We start from the raw sequence: 23,278 nt of genomic DNA, 5'->3' as shown, positions 1-23,278 counted from the left end.
GCGCTTGGTGGGCGCCAGGCCCGCCCGCGGGGTTGGGGGGTGCCTTGGGCCCGGGGGGGTCCCGCACGGGCGGGACCGCCCCGGAAGCCAATCACTGCCCGGCGGCCGGGGGCGGTGGTGCGCCCGCCCCCGCGCCGGACACCGCTGACCTGCCGCTGGTCAGGCGGAGGTCTCGGCGGAGCTGACGTAGCTGATCAGGCTGAAGCAGCTGCCGTCGGAGGCCTCCTGGAGGACCTTCATCGCCTGGAGGTCCAGGACGTTGGCGGCGTGCGCCTCGACCTCCGGAGTCTCCTCGCTGTCCTCGCCGACGATCGGGTCGATGTTCTCGGCCATGGCTGAACTCCCTTCACTGGGTTGATCGGTGGGGGTTCGACGGGTGGTGGCCCGCCGTGGTGAAAACGGTAGGCAGGCGGGGCTGCGCACGGCCTGGGAACCGGTACGGCACCGGTATGGCCGCAGGTCGGGGCGCCGGCGGCGGCGGCGTCCGGCCTGCCGCGCCCGTCCGCCGGGCCCGCGCACCCGCTCCGGGCTGCGGCCATACCGCCGGCAAGGCGGCCGCGAACCGGGCCCGAAGCCGGGCCGGGGAGCCTGGCCCGGCACGCCCGCACGCCCGGCTCCGACCACGCCCACCCCGGCTCCGTGCGCACCCCGGCTCCGCGCACACCCCGACTCCATGCGCACCCCGACCCCGCGCACTCCCCCAACCCCACGTACTCCCCGATGCACTCCCCGCACCGCGAAGGACTAGCGAAGGACTGCCACCATGCCCTGCCCGCTCTGCGCCCAACTCGCCAGCACGAACGACCAGTTCTGCCCCGCCTGCGGCACCCCCCGGGCCGCCGCCCTCGACCTGGCCGCCGAGGAGCGCAAGCTGGTGACGGTGGTCTTCTGCGACCTGGTCGACTCCACCGCCCTGTCCGGCGCGCTCGACCCGGAGACGCTGCGCGAGGTGATCCTGCGCTACTTCGAACGGATGCACCGTCAGATCGAGGCGCACGGCGGCACCTTGGAGAAGTTCATCGGGGACGCGGTGATGGCGGTGTTCGGCGTCCCGGTGATCCGCGAGGACGATGCCCACCGGGCGCTGGCCGCCGCGCTCGCCATGCTGGAGGACCTGGAGGACCTCAACACCGAGCTGGACGCCACCCTCGGGGTCCGCCTGGACGTCCGGATCGGTGTCAACACCGGCCAGGTGGTGGCGGGTTCGGACGCCTCGGCGCGCCAGGCCCTGATCTCCGGCGAGACCGTGAACATCGCCGCCCGGCTGCAGACCCAGGCCGCCCCCGGCCAGGTGCTGATCGGCCCGCAGACCCTGCGCGCGGCGGGGCCCGCCGCCCAGGTGCACGAGGTCGGCCCGCTGCGGCTCAAGGGCAAGACCGAGCCGGTCACCGCGTACCGCCTGGTCGGGCTGGACGAGGACGACCCCGAGCTGCTGCGCCGCTTCGACGTCCCGCTGGTCGGGCGGGAGCGCGAACTCGCCCAACTGGACGCCGCGCTGGCCCGGGTGTCCGGCGGCCAGGGCGCCGAACTGCTGCTGGTCGTCGGCGAGGCCGGGATCGGCAAGACCCGGCTGGTGCGCGAGTGGCAGGAGCGGACGGGCCGGCACACCGCGCGCTGCGGCACCGGCCGCTGCCGCAGCTACGGCGAGCAGGGCGTCCTGACCCCGCTCGCGGAGGCCGTCGGGGCCCTGCTCGGCGGCCCGGGGACGCCCGCGCCCGCCGAGGCGCTGGACCGGCTGGCGCAGGCCACCGCACCCGGGGTGAGCGCCGAACAGTCCCTGGACCGGCTGGCCGCGATCCTGCGCGGGCGGACCGTCGAGCGCCCGGCCGTGCTGGTCCTGGACGACTGCCAGTGGGCCGGCCCGGTGCTGCTGGACGCCGCCGAGCGGCTGGTCGCCGCCCTCGGCCAGGCCCCGGTGCTGCTGCTGTGCCTGGCCCGGCCGGAGCTGCCGGCCTCCCGCCCGGAGCTGCCGGCGCTGCCGGTCGGCGGCCTGTCCTGGGACGAATCGGCGCTGCTGGCCGCCCAGTTGACGGAGCTGAGCGCCCACCAGGACGCGGTGCCGACCCGGCTGCTGGAGCGGGCCGAGGGCAACCCGCTGCACCTGGAGGAGCTGCTGGCCGCCCTCACCGAGGCGGACGGCCCCGCCCTCGCCGACGAACTCCCGCCCACCGGCCGGGCGCTGCTCAGCGCGCGGATCGACGACCTGGAGCGCGACGAGCGCACCACCCTGGACCTGGCCGCCGTGCTCGGTCGCGCCTTCACCGCCGCCGAACTCGCCCAGCTCGCCCGCGGCGGCGCCGACCAGGACGCCTTCGCCGACCCGGAGGACGACGTCTTCACCGGTCCGTTCGACGGCCTCCCCGGCCTGCCCGCGGGCGACGACACCCCGCCGCGGCTGCACGCCGCGCTGGCCCGGCTGGCCGAGCGCCGTCTGGTCGAACCGGCCGGCACCAGCTTCCGGTTCAGCAGCGGCCTGGTCCAGGAGTCGGTCTACCAGTCGATGTCCAAGCGGGCCCGCGCCGAGCGCCACGAACGCGCCGCCGACCTGCCGGCCGTCCGCGCCGCCGGGGACGCCGCCGTCGGCGGCCACCTGGAGCGCGCCCACCGCTACCGGCTCGAACTCGGCCTGCTGGACGCCCGGACGGACGCCCTGCGCACCCGCGCGGCGGCCGCCCTCGGCGTGGCCGGCGCCCACGCCCTCGCCCACGCCGACCTGCCCGCCGCCACCGACCTGCTGGAGCGCGCCGTCCGGCTGCACTACCCGAACGAGCGCACCGCCGGCCCGACGCTGCGCCGCCTCGGCGAGGCCCGGCTGGCGCTCGGCCGGGCCGACGAGGCCCTGCCCGTCCTGGCGCAGGTCCGCGACTCGGCCGCCGACCCGCTGGACGCCGCGCACGCCCGGCTCGCGCTGGCCGCCCGCGGCCTGCCGCCCGGCCCGGAGCAGCCCGCCGCCACCGCCCGCGCCGTCCTCCCGCTCTTCATCGACCTGCGGGACGACCTCGGCCAGGCCCGGGCCGGGCTGCGCCTGGCCGAGGAACACCTGCTGGCGGGCCGGCACACCGAGGCGGAACGGCTGCTGGACGACGCCCTCGACCACGCAGCCCGCACCGACGCCGAGCTGGACCGGGCCGCCGTGCTGGCCGCGCTGGCCGCCTCCCTGCTGGCGGGCCCCGAGCCCGTCCCGAACGCCGTCTTCCGGCTGCGGGCCCTGCTGGCCGGGCACGGCGCCGGCCACCGGACGGTGCGGGTCGCGCTCAACGGCCCGCTGGCCGTCCTGCTCGCCCTGCGCGACCGGCCCGGTGAGGCCGAACTGCTGCTGGCCGAGGCCAACGGCCTGGCGGGGGAGCTGTCGCTGGCCGACGCGATGGTCTCGCTGCCCGCCCTGACCGCCCAGGCCGCGGCGGCCACCGGCCAGACCGGGCAGGCGCTGGACCTGCTCGCCGACGCCGCCGAGGTCGCCCGCCGGCTGGGCAACGCCGCCCCGCTGCCCCGGCTCGCCCTCACCACCGCCCGCGCCCTGCTGGACACCGACCGCCCCGGCCCGGCCGCCCGCCACCTGGACGGCGTCGACGCCACGTCCGCGCTGCCGCCGGTGCTGGCGATCGAGCTGGACGCGCTGCGCGGCCGGCTCGCCGCCTCCCGGGGTGAGGCCGACCCGGCGCTGGAGCTGACCGCGGCCGCCGCCCAGGCCGCCGAGGCCACCGAGTCGCTGCTGCTCCAGGCGCTCACCGCGCTGGACCGCGCCCACGCGCTGCTGCTGCTCGACCGGCGCGCCGAGGCCGCCGTGGCGGCCGCCACCGCCCGGGACCGGTTCGCCGCCAAGGGCCACCTGCCGGGCGTGCGCCGGGCCGAGCGGCTCGGGGGCGCCCGGTGAGCGGCCCGGCCGGCCTCACCTGGAGCCTGCGCGGCCGGGCCGCCGCGGACCTGCCGGTGCTCGCCGACACCACCGCCCACGACACCACCGCCCACGGCAGCGCCGGCCCCGACACCACCGGCCCCGACGGCGGGGGCACCGGCAAGGGTGTGCGGGTGTGCGTCGTGGACTCCGGCATCGAGCCGGACCACCCGCTGGTCGGCCCGCTGAACGGCTCCTGGGTGGTGGTCAAGGACCCGACGACCCGGGAGCTGGTGGTCCGCCCCGACCGCACCGGCGACACCTGCGGCCACGGCACCGCCTGCGCGGGCATCATCCGCCGCACCGCCCCGGACTGCGAGCTGTACAGCGTCCGGGTGCTCGGCGAACGCTTCACCGGCACCGGCGACATGCTGATCACCGGGCTGCGCTGGGCCGTCGAGCAGGGCTTCGACGTCGTCAACCTCAGCCTCTCCACCACCCGGACCCGCTTCCTGGAGGAGCTGCACGCGATCGCCGACGACGCCTTCTTCGCCCGCACCGCGATCGTCGCCTCCGCCCACAACACCCCGGTGGAGAGCTACCCCTGGCGGTTCTCCTCGGTCATCTCGGTCGGCAGCCACCAGGAGGACGACCCGGCCCTGCACCTGTACAACCCGGCGCCGCCGGTCGAGTTCTTCGCCCCCGGCCAGAACGTCCGGGTCCCCTGGCTCGGCGGCTCCACCATCCGCACCACCGGCAACAGCTTCGCCACCCCGTACGTCGCCGGGCTGTGCGCCCGCATCCTGTCCGGCCACCCGAGGCTGACGACCTTCCAGCTGAAGAGCGCGCTCTACCTCACCGCAGCCAACGTCCAGGTCGGCACCGGGGCCGGTCCTCACCGTCCCCCAGGCGGGAGTTCGACGACCGAGCCCACCCCGTCCACCCCCATCACGGAGGCGCCCGATGACCCTCAGCACTGATCCCGCCGTCGACCCGCTGGCCCGCGAGCTGCTGCAGTCCGTGGTGGACGTGGCCCGAGCGATCTTCGGCGCCGAGGCCGGTTCGGTCTGCCTGCTCGACGAGGCGGCCGGGGAGCTGGTGTTCCAGGCCGTCTCGGGGCGCGGCGAGGAGTCCCTGGTAGGCCGCCGCTTCCCGGCGGGCAGCGGCATCGCGGGCTGGGTCGCCGCCTCGGGCGAGCCGATGGTGGTCGACGACCTGGGCGCGAGCCGCACCTTCGACCGGGCCTTCGCCGAGTCCACCGCGTACGTTCCGAACGCGCTGATGGCGGCGCCGCTGACGCACGGCAGCAGGGTGCTGGGCGTCCTGGAGGTGCTGGACCCGGCCCCGCAGGCCCGGTCCAGCCTGCCCGAGCTGGACCTGCTCGCCCTGTTCGCCCGCCAGGCCGCCGCCGCCCTGCGGGTCATCGCCGAGCGCTCCCCGGCCCCGGCGGCGGTGCCCGACCGCGCCGCCGCCCTCGACCTGCTGGCCGACCTGGAGGAGCTGCTGCGCCGTCAGCCCTGACGCGGCGCCAACCGCGCGATCGATCCGCGCTCCAGCGCCGCGTACACCGCGCCGTCCGGGCCGACGGCGATGCCGTGCGGCTCGGCGGCCGGGCCGGGCAGCCGGTGGCCGTCGAGCTGCCCGTCCGGGCCGAGCACCCCGATCCGGCCGGCGCCCCACTCGGTGAACCAGAGCCGGCCGTCCGGGCCGCAGGTGATCGCGTGCGGCCGGGCCGCCCGGTCGGCCAGCGGGTACTCGGTGACCTCGCCGTCCGCCGTGATCCGGCCGACCAGCCCGCCGCCGATGCCGACGTACCAGAGCGCGCCGTCCGCCCCGGCGGTGATCCCGACGGGGGCGGTGCCCCCGGTGGGCAGCGGGTGGACGGCCACCTCGCCCCCGACGGTGATCCGGGCGACGGCGTCCGCCTGGTTGAGCGTGCACCAGAGCGCGCCGTCCGGGCCGGCCGTGATGAACGACGGGAAGGCCCCGGCCCGCGGCAGCGGGTACTCCGTCACCTCGCCCTCGACGTTGATCCGCCCGATCCGGTCGGCGTTCAGCTCGGTGAACCAGAGCGCCCCGTCGGGCCCCGCCGCGATCCCGTACGGCCCGGCGCCCGCCGTCGGGACGGCGAAGGAGCTCGTCTTCCCGTCGGTGTCGATCCGTCCGATCCGGTGGTCGCGCATCCGGGTGAACCAGAGCGCGCCGTCCGGGCCGACGGTGAGCACCGCGGGCCCGCACTCCGGCGCCCCGAGGCCGTAGCGCTCGACCGTGCCGTCCGCCGCCAGCCGTCCGATCTCCCCGGCGTGCACCAGCGTGAACCACACGCCCCCGTCCGGCCCCACGGCGACCCCGTACGGTCCGGCCCCCTCCTCGGCGACCTCGATCAGCTCCGCGATCCGTGTCATGCGAACCCCCACCCTCACTATCGCGACTATTATCGCATTAGTGATGCTCGCACGCCCGCCCCGCCCCCGGCAACCGGGTTACTCCCCGTTCCCCGCGCGGCGGGCGGCCCGCGGAGCGGGGACACCGCGCAGGACGGAGACGATGCCCACACCGGCGGCGCACACCGGGACGGCGAGCAGGGCCCCGAGGATGCCGGCGATCCCGGCGCCGGCCACCACGGCGACCATGATGGTGGCCGGGTGCAGCTCCACCGTCCGGCTCTGGATGAGGGGTTGGAGCACGTTGCCCTCGAACAGCTGGACCGCCATCACCACGCCGAGCGCCCACAGCGCCGTCCCGATCCCGCCGTCGGCGAGCGCGACCAGCACGGACGCCGCCCCGGACAGGAAGGCCCCGACGAACGGGATGTAGGCGCCCATGAACACCAGCGCGCCCAGCCCCGGCGCGCCGGGCACCCCGAGCGCCACCAGGCCGATGGTGATGAAGGTGGCGTCGATCAGCGCGATCAGCGAGGTGCCGCGCATGAAGCCGGCCATCGCGTCGAAGGCCCGCTCGGCACAGGCGATCACGGTCTCGGCGCTGCGCTCGGGCAGGTAGGAGCGGATCGTGTCGCCGGTGCGGTGGCCGTCCCGGAGGAAGAAGAACACCAGGGCGAGCGCCAGCACGCCGCCGGCGATCAGCTGGGTGGCCAGGCCCAGCCCGGACAGCACGCCGTTGGTGACGGTCGAGACCAGCGAGTTGGTCTCCCCCTTGGCGTTGTCCAGCGCGTGCCGGATCTTCTCCCCGGTCGGGCCGAGCCACGCGGCGAGCTGGTTGCCCGCCTGCTGGAGGGACTCGGCGATCTGCGGGGCGCTGTGCACCAGCGCGTTGACCAGCAGCGCGATCACCCCGCTGACGGCGGCAACCAGCAGCACGCAGGTGAGCCCGGCGGCCAGCCCCCGGTTCACGCCCCGCCGGACCATCCACGGCACCGCCGGATAGAGCAGCGAGGCCCCCAGCAGCGCCAGCACCACCGGCACGGTGGCGGCCCGCAGCTCGACCAGCGCGAAGACCAGCAGCGAGGCGAGGGCGAGCAGCAGGATCACCGCCGCGGCCCAGGCGGCCGCCTGCCGGACCACCGGCGGCAGCATCAGGTACGGCCTGCGGGGGTCCGGCGCGGCCCCGCCCACGAACCGGGGTTCCACCGCCGGGCCCTCCCCAGCCGGGTGCTCCTCGGGCACGGCCACCTCCGCCTGGCTCGTCGACGAGTCCGAATCACCCCGTCTCGGCGGACGATCCGTCAGCGTGCCCGCTTCCGGCCGGCTCCCCGGCGACAACGGCACGCCGTCGTCCAACCGATCAAGGGTGGAGCCGATTCAATCCGCCCCCCGTCCGTCGCGTACAGAGCAGCCGGTGGAGCTCACCTCATCGGACGAAGCGCCCTGGCGGACGCGTTCGAGCGCCGGACCTCAGTTCGCCCCGGAACGCCCCCCGTCCACCCGGAGCGGCCGACCCCGACCAGCAGGCGGCAGGCTCACCGGCGGCCGTCCAGGACGGCGCGCAGCACGCCGATCCGGTTGCTGGTGATGGAGGCGACCCCGGTGTCGCGCAGCCGGCGCATGGTGCGGCGCAGGTCGGCGGTCCAGGTGGAGACGGCGAGCCCGGCGTCCGCGGCGGCGGCGGTGAACTCGGGGGTGACCAGGCCGAACGGCGGGTTGAGGTAGCGCGGGCGCAGGTCGTCGAGCAGGGCCCGGACGGGCAGCCGGGGCTCCTTCCAGGTGAGGGCGATCTCGGCGTCGGGCGCCAGCGCGCGGACGGCGAGCATGGCGGTGGCGGGGCCGCAGAAGGAGACCAGCCCTTCGGCGCCGAGGCCGGTGACGACCGACCAGGTGGCGGCGACGGGGCCGGGGTCGTCGAGGTCGATGAGCAGCCGGGGGCCTCCGGCGGCCGCGACGACCTTGACCGTCTCGGCGAGGGTCGGGACGGCGAGCGGCCCCCGGCGCAGTTCGTCGAGCTGCGCGGTGGTGACCCGGCCGATCGACCGCGGGTCGCCCCAGAGGCGTTCCAGGGTGCGGTCGTGCAGCAGGACGGGCACCCGGTCGCGGGTGAGCTGGACGTCCACCTCGACGGCGTCGGCGCCGGCGGCGAGCGCCGACTCGACGGAGGGCAGGGTGTTCTCGCGGTGGCGGTACGGGTCGCCGCGGTGGGCGACGGCGAGCACCCGGCGGCGGTCGGTGGCCGGTTCCCCGACCGCGCGGACGGCGCTCTGGGTGGTCGGCAGATGCGGGTGGGACATCCCGGGCGGGCCTCTCGTTCGGAACCGGTACGGACGGGGCTCGACGCGCCGTCGGCGCGCGGCACGCGGCTAACGACGCTCGATCATCACATTGGTGGACTTGATGACCGCGGTGGCGGGGGCGCCGGGCACGAGGTTCAGCTCCTCCGCCGATTCCCGGCTGATCAGCGACACCACCCGGAAGGGCCCCGCCTGGACCTCCACCTGGGCCGCGACGTCGCCGAGCACCACATGGGTGACGATCCCGGGGAAGCGGTTGCGGGCCGAGGACGGGCGGCCCTCGACCTCGGCGTTCTCCGGGCGGGCCAGCTCGCGGGCGAAGGCGGCGAGGTCGACGCCGGGGATGATCCGGTGGCCGTGCTCGTCCCGCTCGGCCGCGACCCGCCCCGCGTCCACCCAGCGCCGCATGGTGTCGGCACTGACCCCGAGCAGCGCCGCGGCTTCACCGATGCGGTACGGGTTGACCGGCGCCTCGGACTGGCCCATGTGCGACTCCTGACACTGACTCGGGAACTGCCCCGGGGCTGACCCGGGGAACGTGGGACGGGAACGGGGACGCCGCACGCGCGGCGGGCCGTCGCCGTCATCCTGCCGTACCGGCGGCCGGGGCCGCCAAGCGAGGCGGGTCAGGGCTCGCCGAAGAGGTCGCGGCGCACCGCGTCCCCGGCGGTGAGGACGGCCCCGGCCAGCACCGCGCCGCCACCCGCCGTGCCGGGCCGGACCTCGGTGCGCAGCGGCGACAGCTCGGCCAGCCGCCGTTCGACCCGGCCGGCCAGTTCGGCGCCGCCGGCCCGGCCGAGCTCGCCGCCGAGCACCACGCAGCCCGGGTCGAGGACGACGCAGATGCTGGCGGCGCCGACGGCGATCCGCGCGGCCAGCTCGTCCAGGAACGGCCCGCCGGGCCCGTCCGGGCCGAGGGCGTCCAGCGCGGCGCGGACGGCCGCCTCGGCGGCGGGGGCGTCCCCGGCGGCGCCGGCGGGAAGTCCGTGGGCGCGGGCGAGCTCGCAGACGGCGGCGCTGCCGGCCAGGCTGTGGAAGCCGCCGTCGCAGCCGGTGGCGCTGGGCAGGCCGCCGGTGCCGGGGACGGGCAGGAAGCCGATCTCGCCGGTGCCGCCGGAGAAGCCCCGGCGCAGCCGGCCGTCCAGGACGACGGCGGCGCCGACGCCGTGGCCGAGCCAGAGCAGCACGAAGGTGTCGCGGTCGCGGGCGGCGCCGATCCGGTACTCGGCCCGGCCGGCCAGGTTGACCTCGTTCTCCAGGATCACCTCGGTGCCGGGCAGCCCGCGCAGTTCGGCGAGCAGTTCGGCGTGCCAGGCGGGGAGTTTCCCGGTGCTGTTGAGGCGGCCGGTGGCGGGGTCGACCAGTCCGGGGGCGCCGACGGCGACGGTGTGCAGCCGTTCGACGCCGACGCCGCGGGCGGTGTCCAGCAGGGTGCGCACCAGGTGCTGGGCGGTGTCGGGCGTCCCGTCGCCGTGCACCGGGACCTCGGCGCTGGCGAGGGTGCGCCCGGCGAGGTCGGCGACGACCAGGCTGACGCCGCCGGAGCGCACGTCGAAGGCGGCGAGGTGGGCGCGGGAGGCGACCAGCGCGTAGAGCCGGGCGTTGGGGCCGCGCCGCTGCTCGCCCCGCTCGCCGACGACGGCGACCAGGCCGGTGCGCTGGAGGCGGTCGAGCAGGTCGGCGACGGTCGGCCGGGAGAGGCCGGTGAGGTCGCGCAGCTCCGTCGCGGTCAGGGGGCCCTGTTCGAGGAGCAGGTTGAGGGCCAGCCGGTCGTTGATCGCCCGGGCGGTGCTCGGCGTGGCCGTGCGCGCGGTGGTCATGGCGGCTCATCCTTCCAGAGTGTTTCTATCAGGGTCCCTTCCTGATAATTTTATCGGACCATCCGCCGGACGGCCGTCGCCGCCGCGCGGACCGAACGGCCTGCACGTAGACCACCCTCAGGCACGTCAGAACCACCGCCGGGCACGCCAGACCACCCACCAGCACGTCAACCACCCACACAGGGCACCGTCGCGCCGCCCCGCCTGCGCGACCCGGGAGGGAACGCCGGATGAGCACGACCGCACACTCACTGGAGCCACTGGCCTCCCCACGCCGGGCCAGGGCGGGCATCGCCCTGGTCTTCGGCGTGCACGGCGCCGTCAGCGGCAGCTTCGTCACCCGCATCCCGTGGATCCAGGACCGCCTCGACCTCTCCCCCGGCCAGCTCGGCCTGGCCCTGGTGATGCCCGCCATCGGCTCCTCCCTCGCGATGCCGCTGGCCGGCCGGTTCGTCCACCGCTACGGCGGGCGGGCGGCCGTCCGCGGACTGATCTCGCTCTGGTGCCTGGCCCTCGCCCTGCCCGCGCTCGCCCCCTCGCTGCCGGTGCTGTGCGTGGCGCTGCTCGCGTACGGCGCCTCGGCCGGGATGGCGGACGTCGCGATGAACGCGCAGGGCGTGGAGATCGAACAGCGGCTCGGCCGCTCGATCATGTCCGGACTGCACGGGATGTGGAGCGCCGGCGGGCTGCTGGCCTCCGGCTTCGGCATCCTGGCCGCCCACCTCGACCTCGACGCCCGGCTCCAGCTGGCCGTCACCGCGCTCGTGCTGCTCGCCCTCGCGCAGCCCGTCTGCCGCAACCTGCCCGACCTGCGGGCGCCGGAGGGGGCGGAGGAGCCGCCGCGGTTCGCACTGCCGCCGCGCAGCTCGCTGGTGATCGGACTGGTCGGCTTCTGCGCCGTCTTCGCCGAAGGCGCCTCGATGGACTGGAGCGGCGTCTACCTGCGGGACGTCACCGGCGCCTCGGCCACCGTCGCGGCCGCCTCCTACACCGCCTTCTCGCTCACCATGGCCGTCAGCCGCCTCTGCGGCGACGCGGTGGTCCGCCGGCTCGGCGCCGTGCGCACCACCCGTCTCGGCGGCGCCGTCGCCACCGTCGGCGGCCTGCTGGTGGTGGCCGCCGACAGCCCGGCGCTCGCCATCCCGGGCTTCGCCCTGATCGGCATCGGCATCGCGGTCACCGTCCCGCTGGCCTTCGCGGCGGCCGGGCGGATCGGCAGCAACCCCAGCCAGGCCATCGCGGGCGTCGCCACCGTCACCTACACCTCCGGCCTGGTCGCGCCCGCGATCATCGGCGCCCTCGCCCAGGCGACCTCGCTCACCGTCTCCTTCGGCCTGGTCACCGCGCTCGCCTTCGCACTGCTGCTGAGCGCCGGGGCGCTGCGCCGGGCCGAACGGAATTCCCCCGGATCCGGCGCCGAGAATGTGACCGCAACGTCACCGGAAAGCACTTCGAAAAAAGATCTCTCTGCGATATGATCTAGGAAATTCCGGGGAATTCCTCGCTAATATCGCCGACCGCCGGGCGCTTTCCGCGCCCGGCGGTTTCGCGATCCGTGAGGTGGACCCCGTGTGCTACGACCCCGACGCCGCCCCGCCCGCCGTCACCCCCGCGCTCTGGCCCCTGGCCGAGGCGGCGGCGCTCACCCTGACCTCGGCGGACGGCACCGAGTTCGCCGCCTTCCTGGCCCGCCCCGAGGTGGCCACCGGGGTCGGCGTCCTCGTCCTGCCGGACAACAAGGGCCTTTCCGGCTTCTACCGGCAGACCGCCGCCCGGCTCGCCGAACAGGGCCACCCCGCGCTCGTCGTCGACTATTACGGCCGCACCGCCGGAGCCGATCCCGAAAGCCGCCCGGAGGAATTCGGCGACCTGCCCGGCCTGCTCCGCCACCTGCTCGCCCTCACCCCCGAAGGCCTGGACGCCGACCTGGCCGCCGGCCTCGCCCGGCTGCGCGCAAGCGGGCCGGCCGAGGTGGTCGCGCTCGGCTTCTGCTTCGGCGGCCGGCAGGCCTTCCGCGCCGCCGCGCCCCGGTTCGGGCTGGCCGGCGCGGTCGGCTTCTACGGATACCCCGACGCGATCAACGGTTCCCCGGGGCCCACTCAGCTCGCGGCCGGCCTCAGCGCGCCGATCCTCGCCTTCTGGGGCGGCGCGGACGAGCACATCCCGCCCGCCACCGTCGACGCCTTCGACGCGGCCCTGACCGCCGCCGGCAACCCGCACGAGTTCGTCACCTACCCCGGCGCGCCGCACAACTTCTTCGAGCTCTCCGCCGTCGAATACTCGGACGCGGCCCAGGACTCCTGGCGACGTCTGCTGGGATTCCTCGCCGACCGCTCCGCATCCGCGACCCCCCGGAGGACGCTCTGATGTCCCGCCTGTCCCTCCTGTCCGGCATTTCCCGGCTGTCCCGTCGTGCGCGGCTCGCCGCCGCCACGGCCGCCCTCGCCACCGCCGCGGTGGCGCTCACCGCCCCGCCCACCCCCGCGGCCGCCGCCGACTTCGGGCCCGCCGAGATCCGCACCGGCATGTACGCGGGCCCTGACGACCTGTGCCTGGAGGTCGCCGACTGGCGCACCGACGACGGCGCCCCGGTCCGGATCTGGACCTGCACCGGCGGCGCCAACCAGCAGTGGACCCAGAGCGCCCGCGGCTGGGTGAACCTGAACAGCGGCAAGTGCCTGGACATCCCGGCCTTCAGCACCACCTGGGGCGCCCAGGCCGACCAGTGGACCTGCGACGGCGGCGCCAACCAGAGCTGGAGCGACCCCCCGGCCAGCCACCCCGGCACGCCCCGCCGGATCGTGAACGGCTACAGCGGCCTCGTCCTGGACGTCTCGGGCGGCGCCCTGACCGACGGCACCCCGGTGATCCAGTGGGAGTTCCACAGCGGCGACAACCAGTTCTGGCACTACAACCCGGAGAAGCCCCCGTACAGCTGACCGCGACCGCCCTCGACGCCAGGTCCTGTCCGGGCACCGGTTAGGCTCGGCCGGTGCCCGCACCCGCGCCGCCTGCGCCCGCAACAACCCCGCCCGCCGTCGAGCAGCCGCCGTCCGGCCCCGCGCCGCGTTCGCCGTGGTGGCGGTTCGCGCTGCTGGTGGTGCTGCTCGGCGCCGCGGCCGGATCGCTGCTGCTGTGGAGCCCGACGGCGCTGCTGAACGGCGGCCTCGCCGACCGGATGCCCGGGTACTGGTTCGCGCCGCTGTTCGCCACCGTGTACGCGGTCGGCACGCTCGCCTTCGTCCCCCGGCCCGCGCTGAACGCCGCCGCCGGGCTGCTGCTGGGCATCCAGCAGGGCGTGCTGCTGTCGGTGCTCGGCACCACGCTGGGCGCGGCCATGGCCTTCGGACTCGGCCGGGGCCTCGGGCGCGAGGCGCTGCGGCCGTACCTGCGCGGGCGGGTGCTCGGCACGCTGGACCGGCGCTTCACCGAGCAGGGCTTCCGCAGCGTGCTGGTACTGCGGCTGCTGCCGGGCATGCCGTTCCAGGCGGCCAACTACGGCGCGGCCTTCTCCGGGGTGCGCTTCGCGCCCTTCCTGTTCGCCACCGCGATCGGTGTGGTGCCGACCACGGCGGTGTACGTGACGGCGGCGGCCAGCGCGGGCGAGCCGGGCTCGGCGGCCTTCCTGGTGTCGGCCGGGGTGATCGCGCTGCTCGTGCTGGGCAGCGTGGTCGGACTGTGGCGGGCCGTGGCCGCCCGCCGCCGCGCACCGGCCGCCTGAGCACCTGAGCGCCTGACCGCCACACCCCCCTGACCGGCCGAGATTCCGAGGCACTCGGGGGGCGCTCGACAATTCGCTCGCGCCCGCCGGTCGGTGGGCACCAGGATGTCCCGCATGACCGAACTCTCCCCGCGGGTGGACCCGCCGATGGCGGCCGACGAGACCGCCATGCTCACCGCCTGGCTCGACTACCACCGCAGCACCCTCGCGCTCAAGTGCGAGGGCCTGACCGACGACCAGCTGCGGCTGCGCTCCGCCCCGCCGTCCGCCCTCTCGCTGCTCGGCCTCGTCCGGCACATGGCCGAGGTGGAGCAGTACTGGTTCCAGGCCATCCTTCGCGGCGACGAGTACACCGAGAACCACTACTGGACCGCGGCCGACGAGGACGGCGACTTCAACAACGTCGACACCGCCGACGTCGCGGCCGACTTCGCCACCTGGCGCGCCGAGGTCGAGGCCGCCCGCCGCGCGAGCGCCGGCCTGTCGCTGGACACCGTCGGCAAGCGGCTGCGCCGCGGCGAGGAGGTGACGCTGCGCTGGATCCTGGTGCACATGGTCGAGGAGTACGCGCGGCACAACGGCCACGCCGATCTTCTGCGCGAACTGGTGGACGGCACCACCGGCGAGTGAAATCGTTTCCTCATTGTTGACAGATGGTCAATTGCGCGGTGACCCCGACCGATATGGTCTACGCGCGCAACCGTACGGCTCACCGCCGCGTCGCTGATGTTGCCCGGGTTCGCCCGGGTTTCCGTCGCGGCACGACTCGTACGGGGGCCGCGAGCGGGCACGGGACCGGTGAACAGTGCGATACTCGGACAGTTCCGACGAGTGGATGACGTGTCAAAAAGGGCACGCGGCCCCGGGGGACCAGGACGGGACGAGGCAGGGAGGCGCGGCATGGGAGCACTTCGCGACGAGCACCACAACGGGTGGCTGATGCCCTCCGGGAACTACCCGGCCGCGGTGTACGAGGACGAGTGGGTCGATCAGGAGACGATGCCGGCCGTCCCCGCGCCCGCGAAGATCGTCTCCCTGCGGCCGACCGGTTTCGAGGCGGCCCGCACGGTGGGCGAGCACATCCGGGCGAGCATCCCGGTGGTCATGGACCTCACCGAGATGAACGAAGCCGAGGCCAAGCGGATGGTGGACTTCGCCTCCGGGCTGATCTTCGGCACCCAGGGCGGCATCGAGCGGATCGCCCGCCGGGTGTTCCTGCTCACCCCGGCCGACGTCGAGGTCATGGTGATCGACCGCCCGCTCGACGAGACCGGGTTCTACAACCAGAGCTGATCCGGGCGGCGCACGGCCCGACCGGGCCGAACCGACCGAGCTGCACCGGCCGCACGACAGCGGCACCCCGACCGGGGACGGCACCCGCCGTCCCCGGTTTTTTGCCGCCCCGACCGTGGCGGTCAACGCCTCATTCGAGACGCCAGCCATAATTTTGAGACATCCATGTCTCATGTGGCCTACACTCGATTCATGGCCACCGATCGCGACACCGTCCTGGAAGCCGCTGTCGGCGTGCTCTCCCGCCGCCCGACCGCCCACCTGGACGAGATCGCGCGCGCCGCCGGGATCAGCCGCGCCACCCTGCACCGGCTCTTCCCCGGGCGCGAGGCCCTGATCCGCGAGGTCGGCCTGCTCGGCCTGCGCCGGTTCGCCGCCGCCCTGGACACCGCCGCCGTCGAGGACGGCGACGCCGAGGCCGCGCTGCGCCGCCTGGTCGACGCCGCCGTCCCGGACGCCACGCTCTGCGCCTTCCTGGCCGGCGAGAACCAGCTCTACGACGACGACAGCGTCAACGACCTCTGGGAGCTCCAGATCGTTCGACTGCACGCGCTCTTCCTGCGCGGCCAACAGCAGGGCACGTTCCGCATCGAGCTGAGCGCCGCCTGGCTGAGCGAGGCCTTCTTCGACCTGGTGGCCGGCGTCGGCTGGGCCATCCAGGACGGCCGCCTCGCCCCGCGCGACGCCGCCTTCTCGCTCGCCGAGCTGTTCCTCGGCGGCGCGCTGCGCCGGCCCGACGCCGCCACTCCCCCGCCCACAGCACCTTCGGCCCGCACACCGGAAACCGATACCCCATGAGCAGTACCGTCCTTGCCAGCCCCCGCCAGCGCTGGACCGGCCTCGCCGTCCTCGTCCTGGCCGTCACCGTGGTCGCCCTCGACGCGACCGTCCTCTCCCTCGCCATCCCCTCCATCAGCGAGACGCTGGAGCCCAGCGGCACCCAGCTGCTCTGGATCGGCGACTCCTACTCCTTCGTCCTGGCCGGCCTGCTGGTCAGCATGGGCTCGCTCAGCGACCGGATCGGCCGCAAGAAGCTGCTGCTGATCGGCTCGGCCGCCTTCGGCGCGGCCTCGCTGCTCGCCGCCTACGCGCCCAGCGCCGGCTGGCTGATCCTGGCCCGCGCGCTGCTCGGCGTCGCCGGCGCGACGATCATGCCCTCGACCCTGTCGCTGATCCGCGGCCTCTTCCCGGACGACCGGGAGCGGGCCACCGCGATCGGCATCTGGGGCGCGGCCGCCACCGCCGGCGCCGCGCTCGGGCCGGTGGTCGGCGGGGTGCTGCTGGAGCACTTCTGGTGGGGTTCGGTGTTCCTCATGAACATCCCGATCCTGCTCCTGCTGCTGGTGCTCGGCGCCTGGCTGCTGCCGGAGTCCAAGGACCCGAAGCCGGGCCGCTGGGACGTGCTGAGCGTCGCCCTGTCGATGGCCGGGGTGATCGGCACGGTCTACGCGATCAAGGAGGCCGCCGCGCACGGCGTGGCGCGCTGGGACGTCCCGGTCGCCTTCGTGCTGGGCGTCACCGCGCTGACCGTCTTCGTCCGCCGCCAGCTGCGGCTGGAGACCCCGCTGCTGGACGTGCGACTGTTCCGCGACCGGCGGTTCACCGCCGCCGTGCTGGCCTCGCTGATCGCCCTGATCGGCCTGTCCGGAGTGGTCTTCGTGACCTCGCAGTACCTCCAGCTGGTCCGCGGCTACGAGCCGCTGCGGGCCGGCCTGGCCGAGCTGCCGGCCTTCGTCGGCGCCGTCGTCGGCGGCCTGCTGACGGCCCGGCTGGTGCGCCGCACCGGCGCCCGGGCGGCGCTGACCGGCTGCCTGCTGGCCATGGGCCTCGGCGTGGGCGTGCTCGGCTGGCTCCAGCAGGACACCACCTACCTGCTGCTGGCCGCCTCCTTCCTGCTGGTCGGAACGGCCGAGGGCGTGGTCTACACGCTCGGCGCCGACCTGGTGCTGAGCGCCTCGCCCGCCGACAAGGCCGGCGCCGCCTCGGCGGTCTCGGAGACCGCGTACGAGCTGGGCACCGCACTCGGTATCGCGCTGGTCGGCTCGGTGGTCGGTTCGATCTACGCCGGCGGGCTCGTCGTCCCGGCCGGGACGGATCCGGCGGCCGCGGCGCGGGCCGGCGAGTCACTGGGCGCGGCGGTCGAGACGGCGCACGCACTGCCGCAGGGCGTCGCGGAGCCGCTGCTGGCGAGCGCCCGGGAGTCCTTCACGCACGGCATGAACAGCGCCGGCCTGCTGGCCGCCGTCCTGCTGATCGGCGCCGCCGCGATGGCCTGGCGGCTGCTGCGGGGCCTGGACAGCCCGACCAGCGCGGCTGCCGTGTCCGAGGTACCCGCTCCGGAGAAGCCGGAGCAGCCGGAGAAGGTCGACGCGTAGGCACGCCCGACTCCCCTGCCACCGGCGGGAACGACCTCCTGATCGAGGTCTACGACTACCTCGGCACGGCCCTCGCCTCCGCCCTGGGAGGCCTGCCCTGGGACGCCACCGCCGCCGAGGAGCACGCCGACCTGCACCGGCGGCTCGTCGACGCGATCGAGGCCCAGGACGAGAGCGGCGCCCGCACCGCGGCGGCAGCGATCGTCCGGCTCACCCACGACCACGGGGTCCAGGCACCACTCACTTCCACCGAACCGGCCTCCACCGAAGAATGAAGACCGCCCGCCCCTTGCCCAGGCCTTCGAGGCCGCAGAGGAGAACACCCATGCCCGTCTTACCGCCCCCGGCCGACGACCTCGACGCACGCACCGCCCGACGCACCGCCCACCTGTACGCGACGGATCCGCAGTTCCGTGCCGCCGCACCCCTGGAGGCCGTCAGCGAGGCGATCCGGCGGCCGGGCCTACCGCTCGCCGACCTCGTGGCCACGGTGATGGAGGGGTACGCGGACCGCCCCGCCCTGGGCGAGCGCGCCACCGAGCCGGTGACCGACCCGGACACCGGCCGCACCACCCTGCGCCTCCTGGACCGGTTCGACACCGTCACCTACGGCGAACTGTGGGAACGCGTCGGCGCGGTGGCCTCCGAGTGGCGCCACCACCCCGACCACGCCGTGGGCCCGGGCGACTTCGTCGCCCTCCTCGGCTCCACCAGCCCCGAGTACGCCGTGCTGGACCTGGCCTGCGTCCGCTCCGGCGCGGTGAGCGTCCCCCTCCAGGCCGGCGCCTCGGCGGAACACCTGGCCCCCGTCGTCGCGCAGACCGGACCACGCCTGCTGGCGGTGGACGTGGCACACCTGGACGTCGCGCTCCAGGTCGCGGCGGACGCCCCGTCACTGGGCAGGATCGTCGTGCTCGGCCACCGCCCGGAGGTCACCGACCACCAGAAGGCGCTGGACGCCGCCCGCGGACGGCTCGCGGCGCAGGGCCGCGGTGTCACCCTGGACGCGCTGGCGTCGATCGTCGAGCGGGGCAGGAGCCTGCCACCGCTCCCCCGGGTCCCCGAGGGCTCGACGGCCGACACGCTCAGCGCGCTGATCTACACCTCGGGGAGCACCGGCACCCCCAAGGGCGCCGTGTACACCGAGCGTCTCGTCAAGCACTTCTGGATCGACTTCGTGCCCGGCCAGGGGCCGCAGCCGTCCATCGTTCTCAACTACCTGCCCCTGAGCCACATGATGGGACGGGGCGTGCTGTTCGGCACGCTCGCCAAGGGGGGCACCGCCCACTTCGTGGCGTCGAGCGACCTGTCGACCCTCTTCGTGGACCTCTCCCTGGTCCGGCCCACCGAGTTCATCCTGGTGCCCCGCATCTGCGACATGCTCTTCGAGCGCTACCGGAGCGAGTCGGCCCGCCGCAACGAGCGGAGCGAGGCGGGGGGCGACACCGCCGGGCAGGCGGACCGCGCGAAGGAGGAGCTGCGGGAGAAGACCCTGGGCGGCCGCCTCCTGTGGGCCACCTACGGCTCGGCCCCGATGAGCGCGGAGCTGGCGGCGTTCCTGGAGAGCTGCCTGCGGATCAGGGTGTTCAACGGCTACGGGTCGACGGAAGCCGGACTGGTCTCGCTCGACGGCCGGGTACTGCGCCCGCCGGTGACCGACCACCGGCTGGCGGACGTGCCCGAGCTGGGGTACTTCCGCACCGATTCCCCGCACCCCAGGGGCGAGCTGCTGGTCAAGTCGGAACGCCTCGTTCCCGGCTACTTCCAGCAGCCGGACGCCACCGCCCAGGTCTTCGACGAGGACGGCTTCTACCGCACAGGCGACATCGTGGCCCTCACCGGCCCCGACGAGTTCGTGTACGTCGACCGCCGTTCCAACGTCCTCAAACTGTCGCAGGGCGAGTTCGTGGCCACCTCCCGGCTGGAGGCCCTCTTCACCGGCAGTCCGCTCGTCCAGCAGGTCTTCGTGTACGGCAACAGCGCCCGCGCCTACCTGCTCGCGGTCATCGTACCCACCCAGGAGGCGCTCGACCTCGCCGCCGGGGACGGCCCGCGCCTCAGGTCGCTCCTGCGCGAGTCCCTGCACCGCCTCGGCACCGAGGCGGGCCTCAACTCGTACGAGATCCCACGGGACTTCCTCATCGAGACCGAGCCGTTCAGCCAGCAGAACGGGTTGCTCTCCGGGGTGCGCAAGCTGCTGCGCCCCGCGCTGGCGAGGCGCTACGGCGAGCGCCTCGAAGCCCTGTACGCCGAGCTGACCGAGCGCGAGAGCGACGAACTCCGGGCACTGCGCCAGGTCGGCCCGTCCCGGCCCGTACCGGAGACCGTGTGCCTGGCCGCCCGCGCGCTGCTCGGAAACCGGCAGGACGACGTCCACCCCGGGACGCGCTTCCTCGAACTCGGCGGTGACAGCCTCTCCGCACTGTCGTTCTCCCAACTGCTCAAGGAGGTCTACCGCGTCGACGTCCCCGTCGACGTCGTCATCAACCCGGTCAACACGCTCGAGCGGGTGGCCGACCACATCGAGAACGCCCTCGCGTCGGGCGACCGGCGCCCGACCGCCGACCAGGTCCACGGACCGGGCGCGACGCGGCTCGCGGCGGGCGACCTGACGCTGGACGCGTTCCTCGACCCGGGGACCCCGACGCGGACCGGCCGGCCGACGGGCCCGCTGCCCGAGGCCCGGACCGTCCTGCTGACCGGCGCCAACGGCTACCTGGGCCGCTTCCTGTGCCTCGAATGGCTGGAGCGCGTCGCGCAGCGCGGCGGCACACTGGTCTGCGTGGTCCGCGGCGCCACCGACGAGGCGGCCCGGGCCCGGCTCCACGCGGCCTTCGACAGCGGCGACCCGGAGCTCCTCCGGCGCTACCACGGCCTGGCCGCCGCGCACCTGGAGGTGGTCGCCGGCGACGTCGGGGAAAGCGACCTCGGGCTCGACCGGGAGACCTGGCAGCGGCTGGCCGACACCGTGGACCTGATCGTCCACCCGGCGGCACTCGTCAACCATGTCCTGCCCTACGACCAGCTGTTCGGCCCCAACGTGCTGGGCACGGCCGAACTGATCAGGCTCGCGGTCACCTCCAGGGCCAAACAGTTCACCTACCTGTCGACGGTCGCCGTCGTCTTCGACTCCACGGCTGCGGCCGACGAGGACGCGGACATCCGCACGGCCTGCGGGACGCGCGACCTCGGCAGCGGCTACGCGAACGGCTACGCGGCCAGCAAGTGGGCGGGCGAGGTGCTGCTGCGCGAGGCGCACGACACGTTCGGCCTCCCGGTCGCCGTGTTCCGCTCGAACCTGATCCTCGCCCACCCGCGTTACCGGGGGCAGCTGAACGTCCCGGACGTGTTCACCCGCCTCCTGCTGAGCCTGCTGGCGACCGGCATCGCCCCCGGCAGCTTCTACGCCCGGGGCCCCGGCGATGTCGGCGGGCACTACGACGCGCTGCCCGTGGACTTCACCGCGCAGGCCGTCGCCGCGCTGGGCGACGACACCCGGGAGGGGTACCGGACCTTCAACATCGTGAACCCGCACGAGGACGGAATCTCCCTCGACACCTTCGTCGACTGGCTGGTGGCGGCCGGACACCCCCTGACGCGCATCCACGACTACGACGAGTGGCTCGACCGCTTCGAGAGCGCCATACGCGCTCTGCCCGACCGCCAGCGGCAGCACTCGCTGCTCCCCCTGCTGCACGCCTTCGCCACGCCGTCGGAGCCGCTGCCCGGATCCGCCCTGCCGGCGGACCGGTTCCGCGCGGCGGTCCGGGCGGCCGCCCTCAACGAGGAGAACGACATCCCGCACCTCTCGCGGGACCTGATCACCAAGTACGTGGCGGACCTCCGGGCGCAGCACCTGCTGTAGCCGGTCCGCCCCCGCCTTCCCCGCCGCCGCCCGGTCGTCGTTCGTCGCCGCCGTCCGGGCCGGCGAGTTCGGCGAGGCCGGCGAGGTCTGACGCACACGCCTGGTCCGAGCCCCGCTGCCCACGACGGGTAGCGGGGCTCGCGCGTCAGGTCGACGCGTAGGCACATCCGGCTGTCACGCCATCTCGGCACCCCCGGTGGGCTGTTCCCGCAGTTGGTCGACCTCCCGGCGGCAGAGAGATCGGGCCGCCCACGCCCGGTGAACCGAAGGAGTGGGGGCGCAGCGCTCGGCACCCTGCGGTGCGGTGGGGTGCCGTGCTCAAAGCTCGGGCACATCACGTGGTCGAGCCGAGTTCGGGAGCCAGGGTCGCGCAGCCGGCTGACCCTGGATGGACCTGTCGGCGTGGCGGCGGAGGCGGAAGTGTGAAACATGGGACGCATGCGCACTTTCCGTAGTTGCAGGACTCCTCTGAGTCGCAGGATCGCTGTTGCCGCGACTGCCATGGCCGTGCTGCCGTGCAGCCTGGCCATGGCGGCGACGCCCGGTGCTCCTGCCGCGGCACCTCACGGTCAACAGGGTTTTCCACCGGCGATCCGCAGCGCCACGTTCGTGGTCCCGGCCGGGGTGACCCAGATGACCATTCACGCCTGGGGCCGCGGCGGCGCCGGGGCGGGTGGCGGCGGGGGCGGCGGCGGAGGGGGAGGGGGTGGCGGCGGAAGCTACGCGCCCGGGATCTCCAACCCCGTGGGTGGCGGTGGCGGAGGAGGAGGCGCGGGCGGCAGCGGCGGCGGCGCGGGCGGTGGCGGCGGCAGCGGCGCCTACACGGAGTGCACACTCACCGTCACGGCAGGCGACACGTTCACAATCTTCGTAGCCGGTGGCGGCGACCGGAGCGCCGGCGGTGGCGGTGGGGCGGGCGGTCGCGGCGGCGCGGCCGGCAGCACCTTCACCAGCGGCAAAGCAGGCACCACCGGCGCGGGCGGCGGAGGCGGAGGCGCCGACACGGCCATTACGACCACCCAGGTCGTGGGGCCTGAAGACCTCATCGAGGCGCCTTCCGGCCGTAACGGGGCCGCCGGGGGCTCGGGCCCGGGCGGCCGTGCGGGGCAGGGCGGGGAGAACGGCAAGATCGGCGGTTCGGGCGGCGCCGGCGGTGCCGGGGGCGTTTCCGGCGGCACCGGCGCAGGGGGCGGAGGCGGCGCCGGGGCCCCCGCCGACCGCTTGGAGCTGTGCTCCGGAACGGGCACGGGACTGGCCGGTAACCCCGGAACCTCGGGTCAGTCCGGTGCCGCGGGTGTCGACGGTGTCACCGGCGGCCAGGGAAGGCCGGGCAGCCCCGGTTACGGCCAACCCGGCGGTTCGGGCGGTGCCGGCGGGACGGGTGGTGCCGGGGCCGCGCCTCCGGCGGCCACTGTCACCCCGCCCGCCGGTACCGGCGTCGGCGGCAGCGGTGGAAACGGCGGCCCCGGCGACGCGGGAGGCGGGGGAGGAAACGGCGGCGCCACGGGGCCCTCCAGCCCGAGTTCACAGTCAGGAAGCGCCGGCACCGGCGGCCAAACCGGCCAGCGGAGCAACCCGAGCGGCCCCGGCTACGTTCTGATCGCCTGGTAGGAGACACCCGTGGCGCGCGGCGCGGCTGGGCAGCGGCCCCGACCAGAACCCGCCCGCGCCGCCGCACGACCCGCCAC

The 23,278-nt window shown here is 75.1% G+C and carries 19 protein-coding genes; 13 read left to right on the top strand and 6 right to left on the bottom strand.

What is annotated here, in order from left to right; genetic code table 11:
• Positions 1-159 precede the first annotated feature (159 nt).
• Entirely contained in the window at positions 160-333 is a 174-nt protein-coding gene (locus ACFV61_RS24325) for a hypothetical protein (protein WP_159398320.1), read from the bottom strand.
• A 430-nt stretch (positions 334-763) separates the two neighbouring features.
• Between ACFV61_RS24325 and ACFV61_RS24320 the strand changes: the two genes are divergently transcribed.
• The 3 genes from ACFV61_RS24320 to ACFV61_RS24310 are packed head-to-tail and all read left to right on the top strand — an operon-like array spanning position 764 to position 5,356.
• Positions 764-3,874 (top strand): adenylate/guanylate cyclase domain-containing protein, encoded by a 3,111-nt coding sequence (locus ACFV61_RS24320; RefSeq protein ID WP_380493857.1) that lies wholly within the window; start codon positions 764-766, stop codon positions 3,872-3,874.
• Positions 3,871-4,815: a S8 family serine peptidase gene (locus tag ACFV61_RS24315; protein WP_380493855.1), complete on the top strand. Its 945-nt coding sequence runs from the start codon at positions 3,871-3,873 to the stop codon at positions 4,813-4,815. The genes ACFV61_RS24320 and ACFV61_RS24315 overlap by 4 nt, the downstream gene beginning before the upstream one ends.
• On the top strand, positions 4,799-5,356 hold the full coding sequence (locus tag ACFV61_RS24310) for a GAF domain-containing protein (RefSeq protein WP_063346190.1): 558 nt from the start codon (positions 4,799-4,801) through the stop codon (positions 5,354-5,356). Before ACFV61_RS24315 ends, ACFV61_RS24310 begins: the two co-directional genes overlap by 17 nt.
• Here the strand turns inward: ACFV61_RS24310 and ACFV61_RS24305 are convergent.
• The 5 genes from ACFV61_RS24305 to ACFV61_RS24285 form a co-directional block, all read right to left on the bottom strand.
• Positions 5,347-6,240 carry a virginiamycin B lyase gene (locus ACFV61_RS24305; protein ID WP_380493853.1) on the bottom strand — a complete coding sequence of 298 codons (894 nt, stop codon included), beginning with the start codon at positions 6,238-6,240 and terminating at the stop codon, positions 5,347-5,349. The two genes, ACFV61_RS24310 and ACFV61_RS24305, sit on opposite strands and share 10 nt — an antisense overlap.
• A 78-nt stretch (positions 6,241-6,318) precedes the next feature.
• Positions 6,319-7,461 carry an AI-2E family transporter gene (locus ACFV61_RS24300; RefSeq protein WP_380493851.1) on the bottom strand — a complete coding sequence of 381 codons (1,143 nt, stop codon included), beginning with the start codon at positions 7,459-7,461 and terminating at the stop codon, positions 6,319-6,321.
• A gap of 293 nt (positions 7,462-7,754) precedes the next feature.
• Entirely contained in the window at positions 7,755-8,516 is a 762-nt protein-coding gene (locus ACFV61_RS24295) for a glycerophosphodiester phosphodiesterase (protein ID WP_380423954.1), read from the bottom strand.
• Between the two features lie 69 nt (positions 8,517-8,585).
• Entirely contained in the window at positions 8,586-9,002 is a 417-nt protein-coding gene (locus ACFV61_RS24290) for a molybdopterin-binding protein (protein ID WP_380493849.1), read from the bottom strand.
• A gap of 140 nt (positions 9,003-9,142) precedes the next feature.
• Positions 9,143-10,336 (bottom strand): ROK family transcriptional regulator, encoded by a 1,194-nt coding sequence (locus ACFV61_RS24285; protein ID WP_063346192.1) that lies wholly within the window; start codon positions 10,334-10,336, stop codon positions 9,143-9,145.
• 230 nt (positions 10,337-10,566) lie between these two features.
• Here ACFV61_RS24285 and ACFV61_RS24280 point away from each other — a divergent pair, with 230 nt between their 5' ends.
• The 10 genes from ACFV61_RS24280 (at position 10,567) to ACFV61_RS24235 (ending at position 23,201) form a co-directional block, all read left to right on the top strand.
• Positions 10,567-11,814: an MFS transporter gene (locus ACFV61_RS24280; RefSeq protein WP_063346193.1), complete on the top strand. Its 1,248-nt coding sequence runs from the start codon at positions 10,567-10,569 to the stop codon at positions 11,812-11,814.
• Between the two features lie 91 nt (positions 11,815-11,905).
• Positions 11,906-12,703, top strand: coding sequence for a dienelactone hydrolase family protein (locus ACFV61_RS24275; protein WP_380493847.1), 798 nt, complete (start codon positions 11,906-11,908; stop codon positions 12,701-12,703).
• Positions 12,703-13,275 (top strand): RICIN domain-containing protein, encoded by a 573-nt coding sequence (locus tag ACFV61_RS24270; RefSeq protein ID WP_380493845.1) that lies wholly within the window; start codon positions 12,703-12,705, stop codon positions 13,273-13,275. Before ACFV61_RS24275 ends, ACFV61_RS24270 begins: the two co-directional genes overlap by 1 nt.
• A gap of 53 nt (positions 13,276-13,328) precedes the next feature.
• Positions 13,329-14,057, top strand: a complete 729-nt coding sequence (locus ACFV61_RS24265) for a TVP38/TMEM64 family protein (protein WP_079135361.1) — start codon at positions 13,329-13,331, stop codon at positions 14,055-14,057.
• A gap of 114 nt (positions 14,058-14,171) precedes the next feature.
• Positions 14,172-14,687, top strand: coding sequence for a DinB family protein (locus ACFV61_RS24260; RefSeq protein ID WP_063346196.1), 516 nt, complete (start codon positions 14,172-14,174; stop codon positions 14,685-14,687).
• A gap of 270 nt (positions 14,688-14,957) precedes the next feature.
• Positions 14,958-15,350 (top strand): cell division protein SepF, encoded by a 393-nt coding sequence (locus tag ACFV61_RS24255; protein WP_063346197.1) that lies wholly within the window; start codon positions 14,958-14,960, stop codon positions 15,348-15,350.
• 192 nt (positions 15,351-15,542) lie between these two features.
• The gene (locus tag ACFV61_RS24250; RefSeq protein ID WP_363373430.1) at positions 15,543-16,148 is read left to right on the top strand and encodes a helix-turn-helix domain-containing protein; all 606 of its coding nucleotides are present in this window, start codon (positions 15,543-15,545) and stop codon (positions 16,146-16,148) included.
• Complete coding sequence (locus tag ACFV61_RS24245; RefSeq protein ID WP_380493844.1) at positions 16,145-17,725, top strand: MFS transporter; 1,581 nt, start codon at positions 16,145-16,147, stop codon at positions 17,723-17,725. Before ACFV61_RS24250 ends, ACFV61_RS24245 begins: the two co-directional genes overlap by 4 nt.
• A 325-nt stretch (positions 17,726-18,050) precedes the next feature.
• Positions 18,051-21,590 carry a carboxylic acid reductase gene (car, locus tag ACFV61_RS24240; RefSeq protein WP_380493842.1) on the top strand — a complete coding sequence of 1,180 codons (3,540 nt, stop codon included), beginning with the start codon at positions 18,051-18,053 and terminating at the stop codon, positions 21,588-21,590.
• Positions 21,591-22,091: 501 nt separating this feature from the next.
• Positions 22,092-23,201: a hypothetical protein gene (locus ACFV61_RS24235; protein WP_380493840.1), complete on the top strand. Its 1,110-nt coding sequence runs from the start codon at positions 22,092-22,094 to the stop codon at positions 23,199-23,201.
• Positions 23,202-23,278 lie beyond the last annotated feature (77 nt).

Origin of the sequence: Kitasatospora sp. NPDC059817, assembly GCF_042731835.1 — a bacterium.
In the GTDB taxonomy this organism is placed as follows: domain Bacteria; phylum Actinomycetota; class Actinomycetes; order Streptomycetales; family Streptomycetaceae; genus Kitasatospora.
This window is presented reverse-complemented; position numbering and strand designations above follow the sequence as displayed.

Excerpts from the sequence above, each read along its gene's own strand:
- ACFV61_RS24325 (WP_159398320.1), bottom strand. The coding sequence starts at position 333 with ATGGCCGAGAACATCGACCCGATCGTCGGCGAGGACAGCGAGGAGACT.
- ACFV61_RS24320 (WP_380493857.1), top strand. The coding sequence starts at position 764 with ATGCCCTGCCCGCTCTGCGCCCAACTCGCCAGCACGAACGACCAGTTC.
- ACFV61_RS24310 (WP_063346190.1), top strand. The coding sequence starts at position 4,799 with ATGACCCTCAGCACTGATCCCGCCGTCGACCCGCTGGCCCGCGAGCTG.
- ACFV61_RS24305 (WP_380493853.1), bottom strand. The coding sequence starts at position 6,240 with ATGACACGGATCGCGGAGCTGATCGAGGTCGCCGAGGAGGGGGCCGGA.
- ACFV61_RS24295 (WP_380423954.1), bottom strand. The coding sequence starts at position 8,516 with ATGTCCCACCCGCATCTGCCGACCACCCAGAGCGCCGTCCGCGCGGTC.
- ACFV61_RS24290 (WP_380493849.1), bottom strand. The coding sequence starts at position 9,002 with ATGGGCCAGTCCGAGGCGCCGGTCAACCCGTACCGCATCGGTGAAGCC.
- ACFV61_RS24285 (WP_063346192.1), bottom strand. The coding sequence starts at position 10,336 with ATGACCACCGCGCGCACGGCCACGCCGAGCACCGCCCGGGCGATCAAC.
- ACFV61_RS24280 (WP_063346193.1), top strand. The coding sequence starts at position 10,567 with ATGAGCACGACCGCACACTCACTGGAGCCACTGGCCTCCCCACGCCGG.
- ACFV61_RS24270 (WP_380493845.1), top strand. The coding sequence starts at position 12,703 with ATGTCCCGCCTGTCCCTCCTGTCCGGCATTTCCCGGCTGTCCCGTCGT.
- ACFV61_RS24260 (WP_063346196.1), top strand. The coding sequence starts at position 14,172 with ATGACCGAACTCTCCCCGCGGGTGGACCCGCCGATGGCGGCCGACGAG.
- ACFV61_RS24255 (WP_063346197.1), top strand. The coding sequence starts at position 14,958 with ATGGGAGCACTTCGCGACGAGCACCACAACGGGTGGCTGATGCCCTCC.
- ACFV61_RS24250 (WP_363373430.1), top strand. The coding sequence starts at position 15,543 with ATGGCCACCGATCGCGACACCGTCCTGGAAGCCGCTGTCGGCGTGCTC.
- ACFV61_RS24245 (WP_380493844.1), top strand. The coding sequence starts at position 16,145 with ATGAGCAGTACCGTCCTTGCCAGCCCCCGCCAGCGCTGGACCGGCCTC.
- car (WP_380493842.1), top strand. The coding sequence starts at position 18,051 with ATGCCCGTCTTACCGCCCCCGGCCGACGACCTCGACGCACGCACCGCC.
- ACFV61_RS24235 (WP_380493840.1), top strand. The coding sequence starts at position 22,092 with ATGGCCGTGCTGCCGTGCAGCCTGGCCATGGCGGCGACGCCCGGTGCT.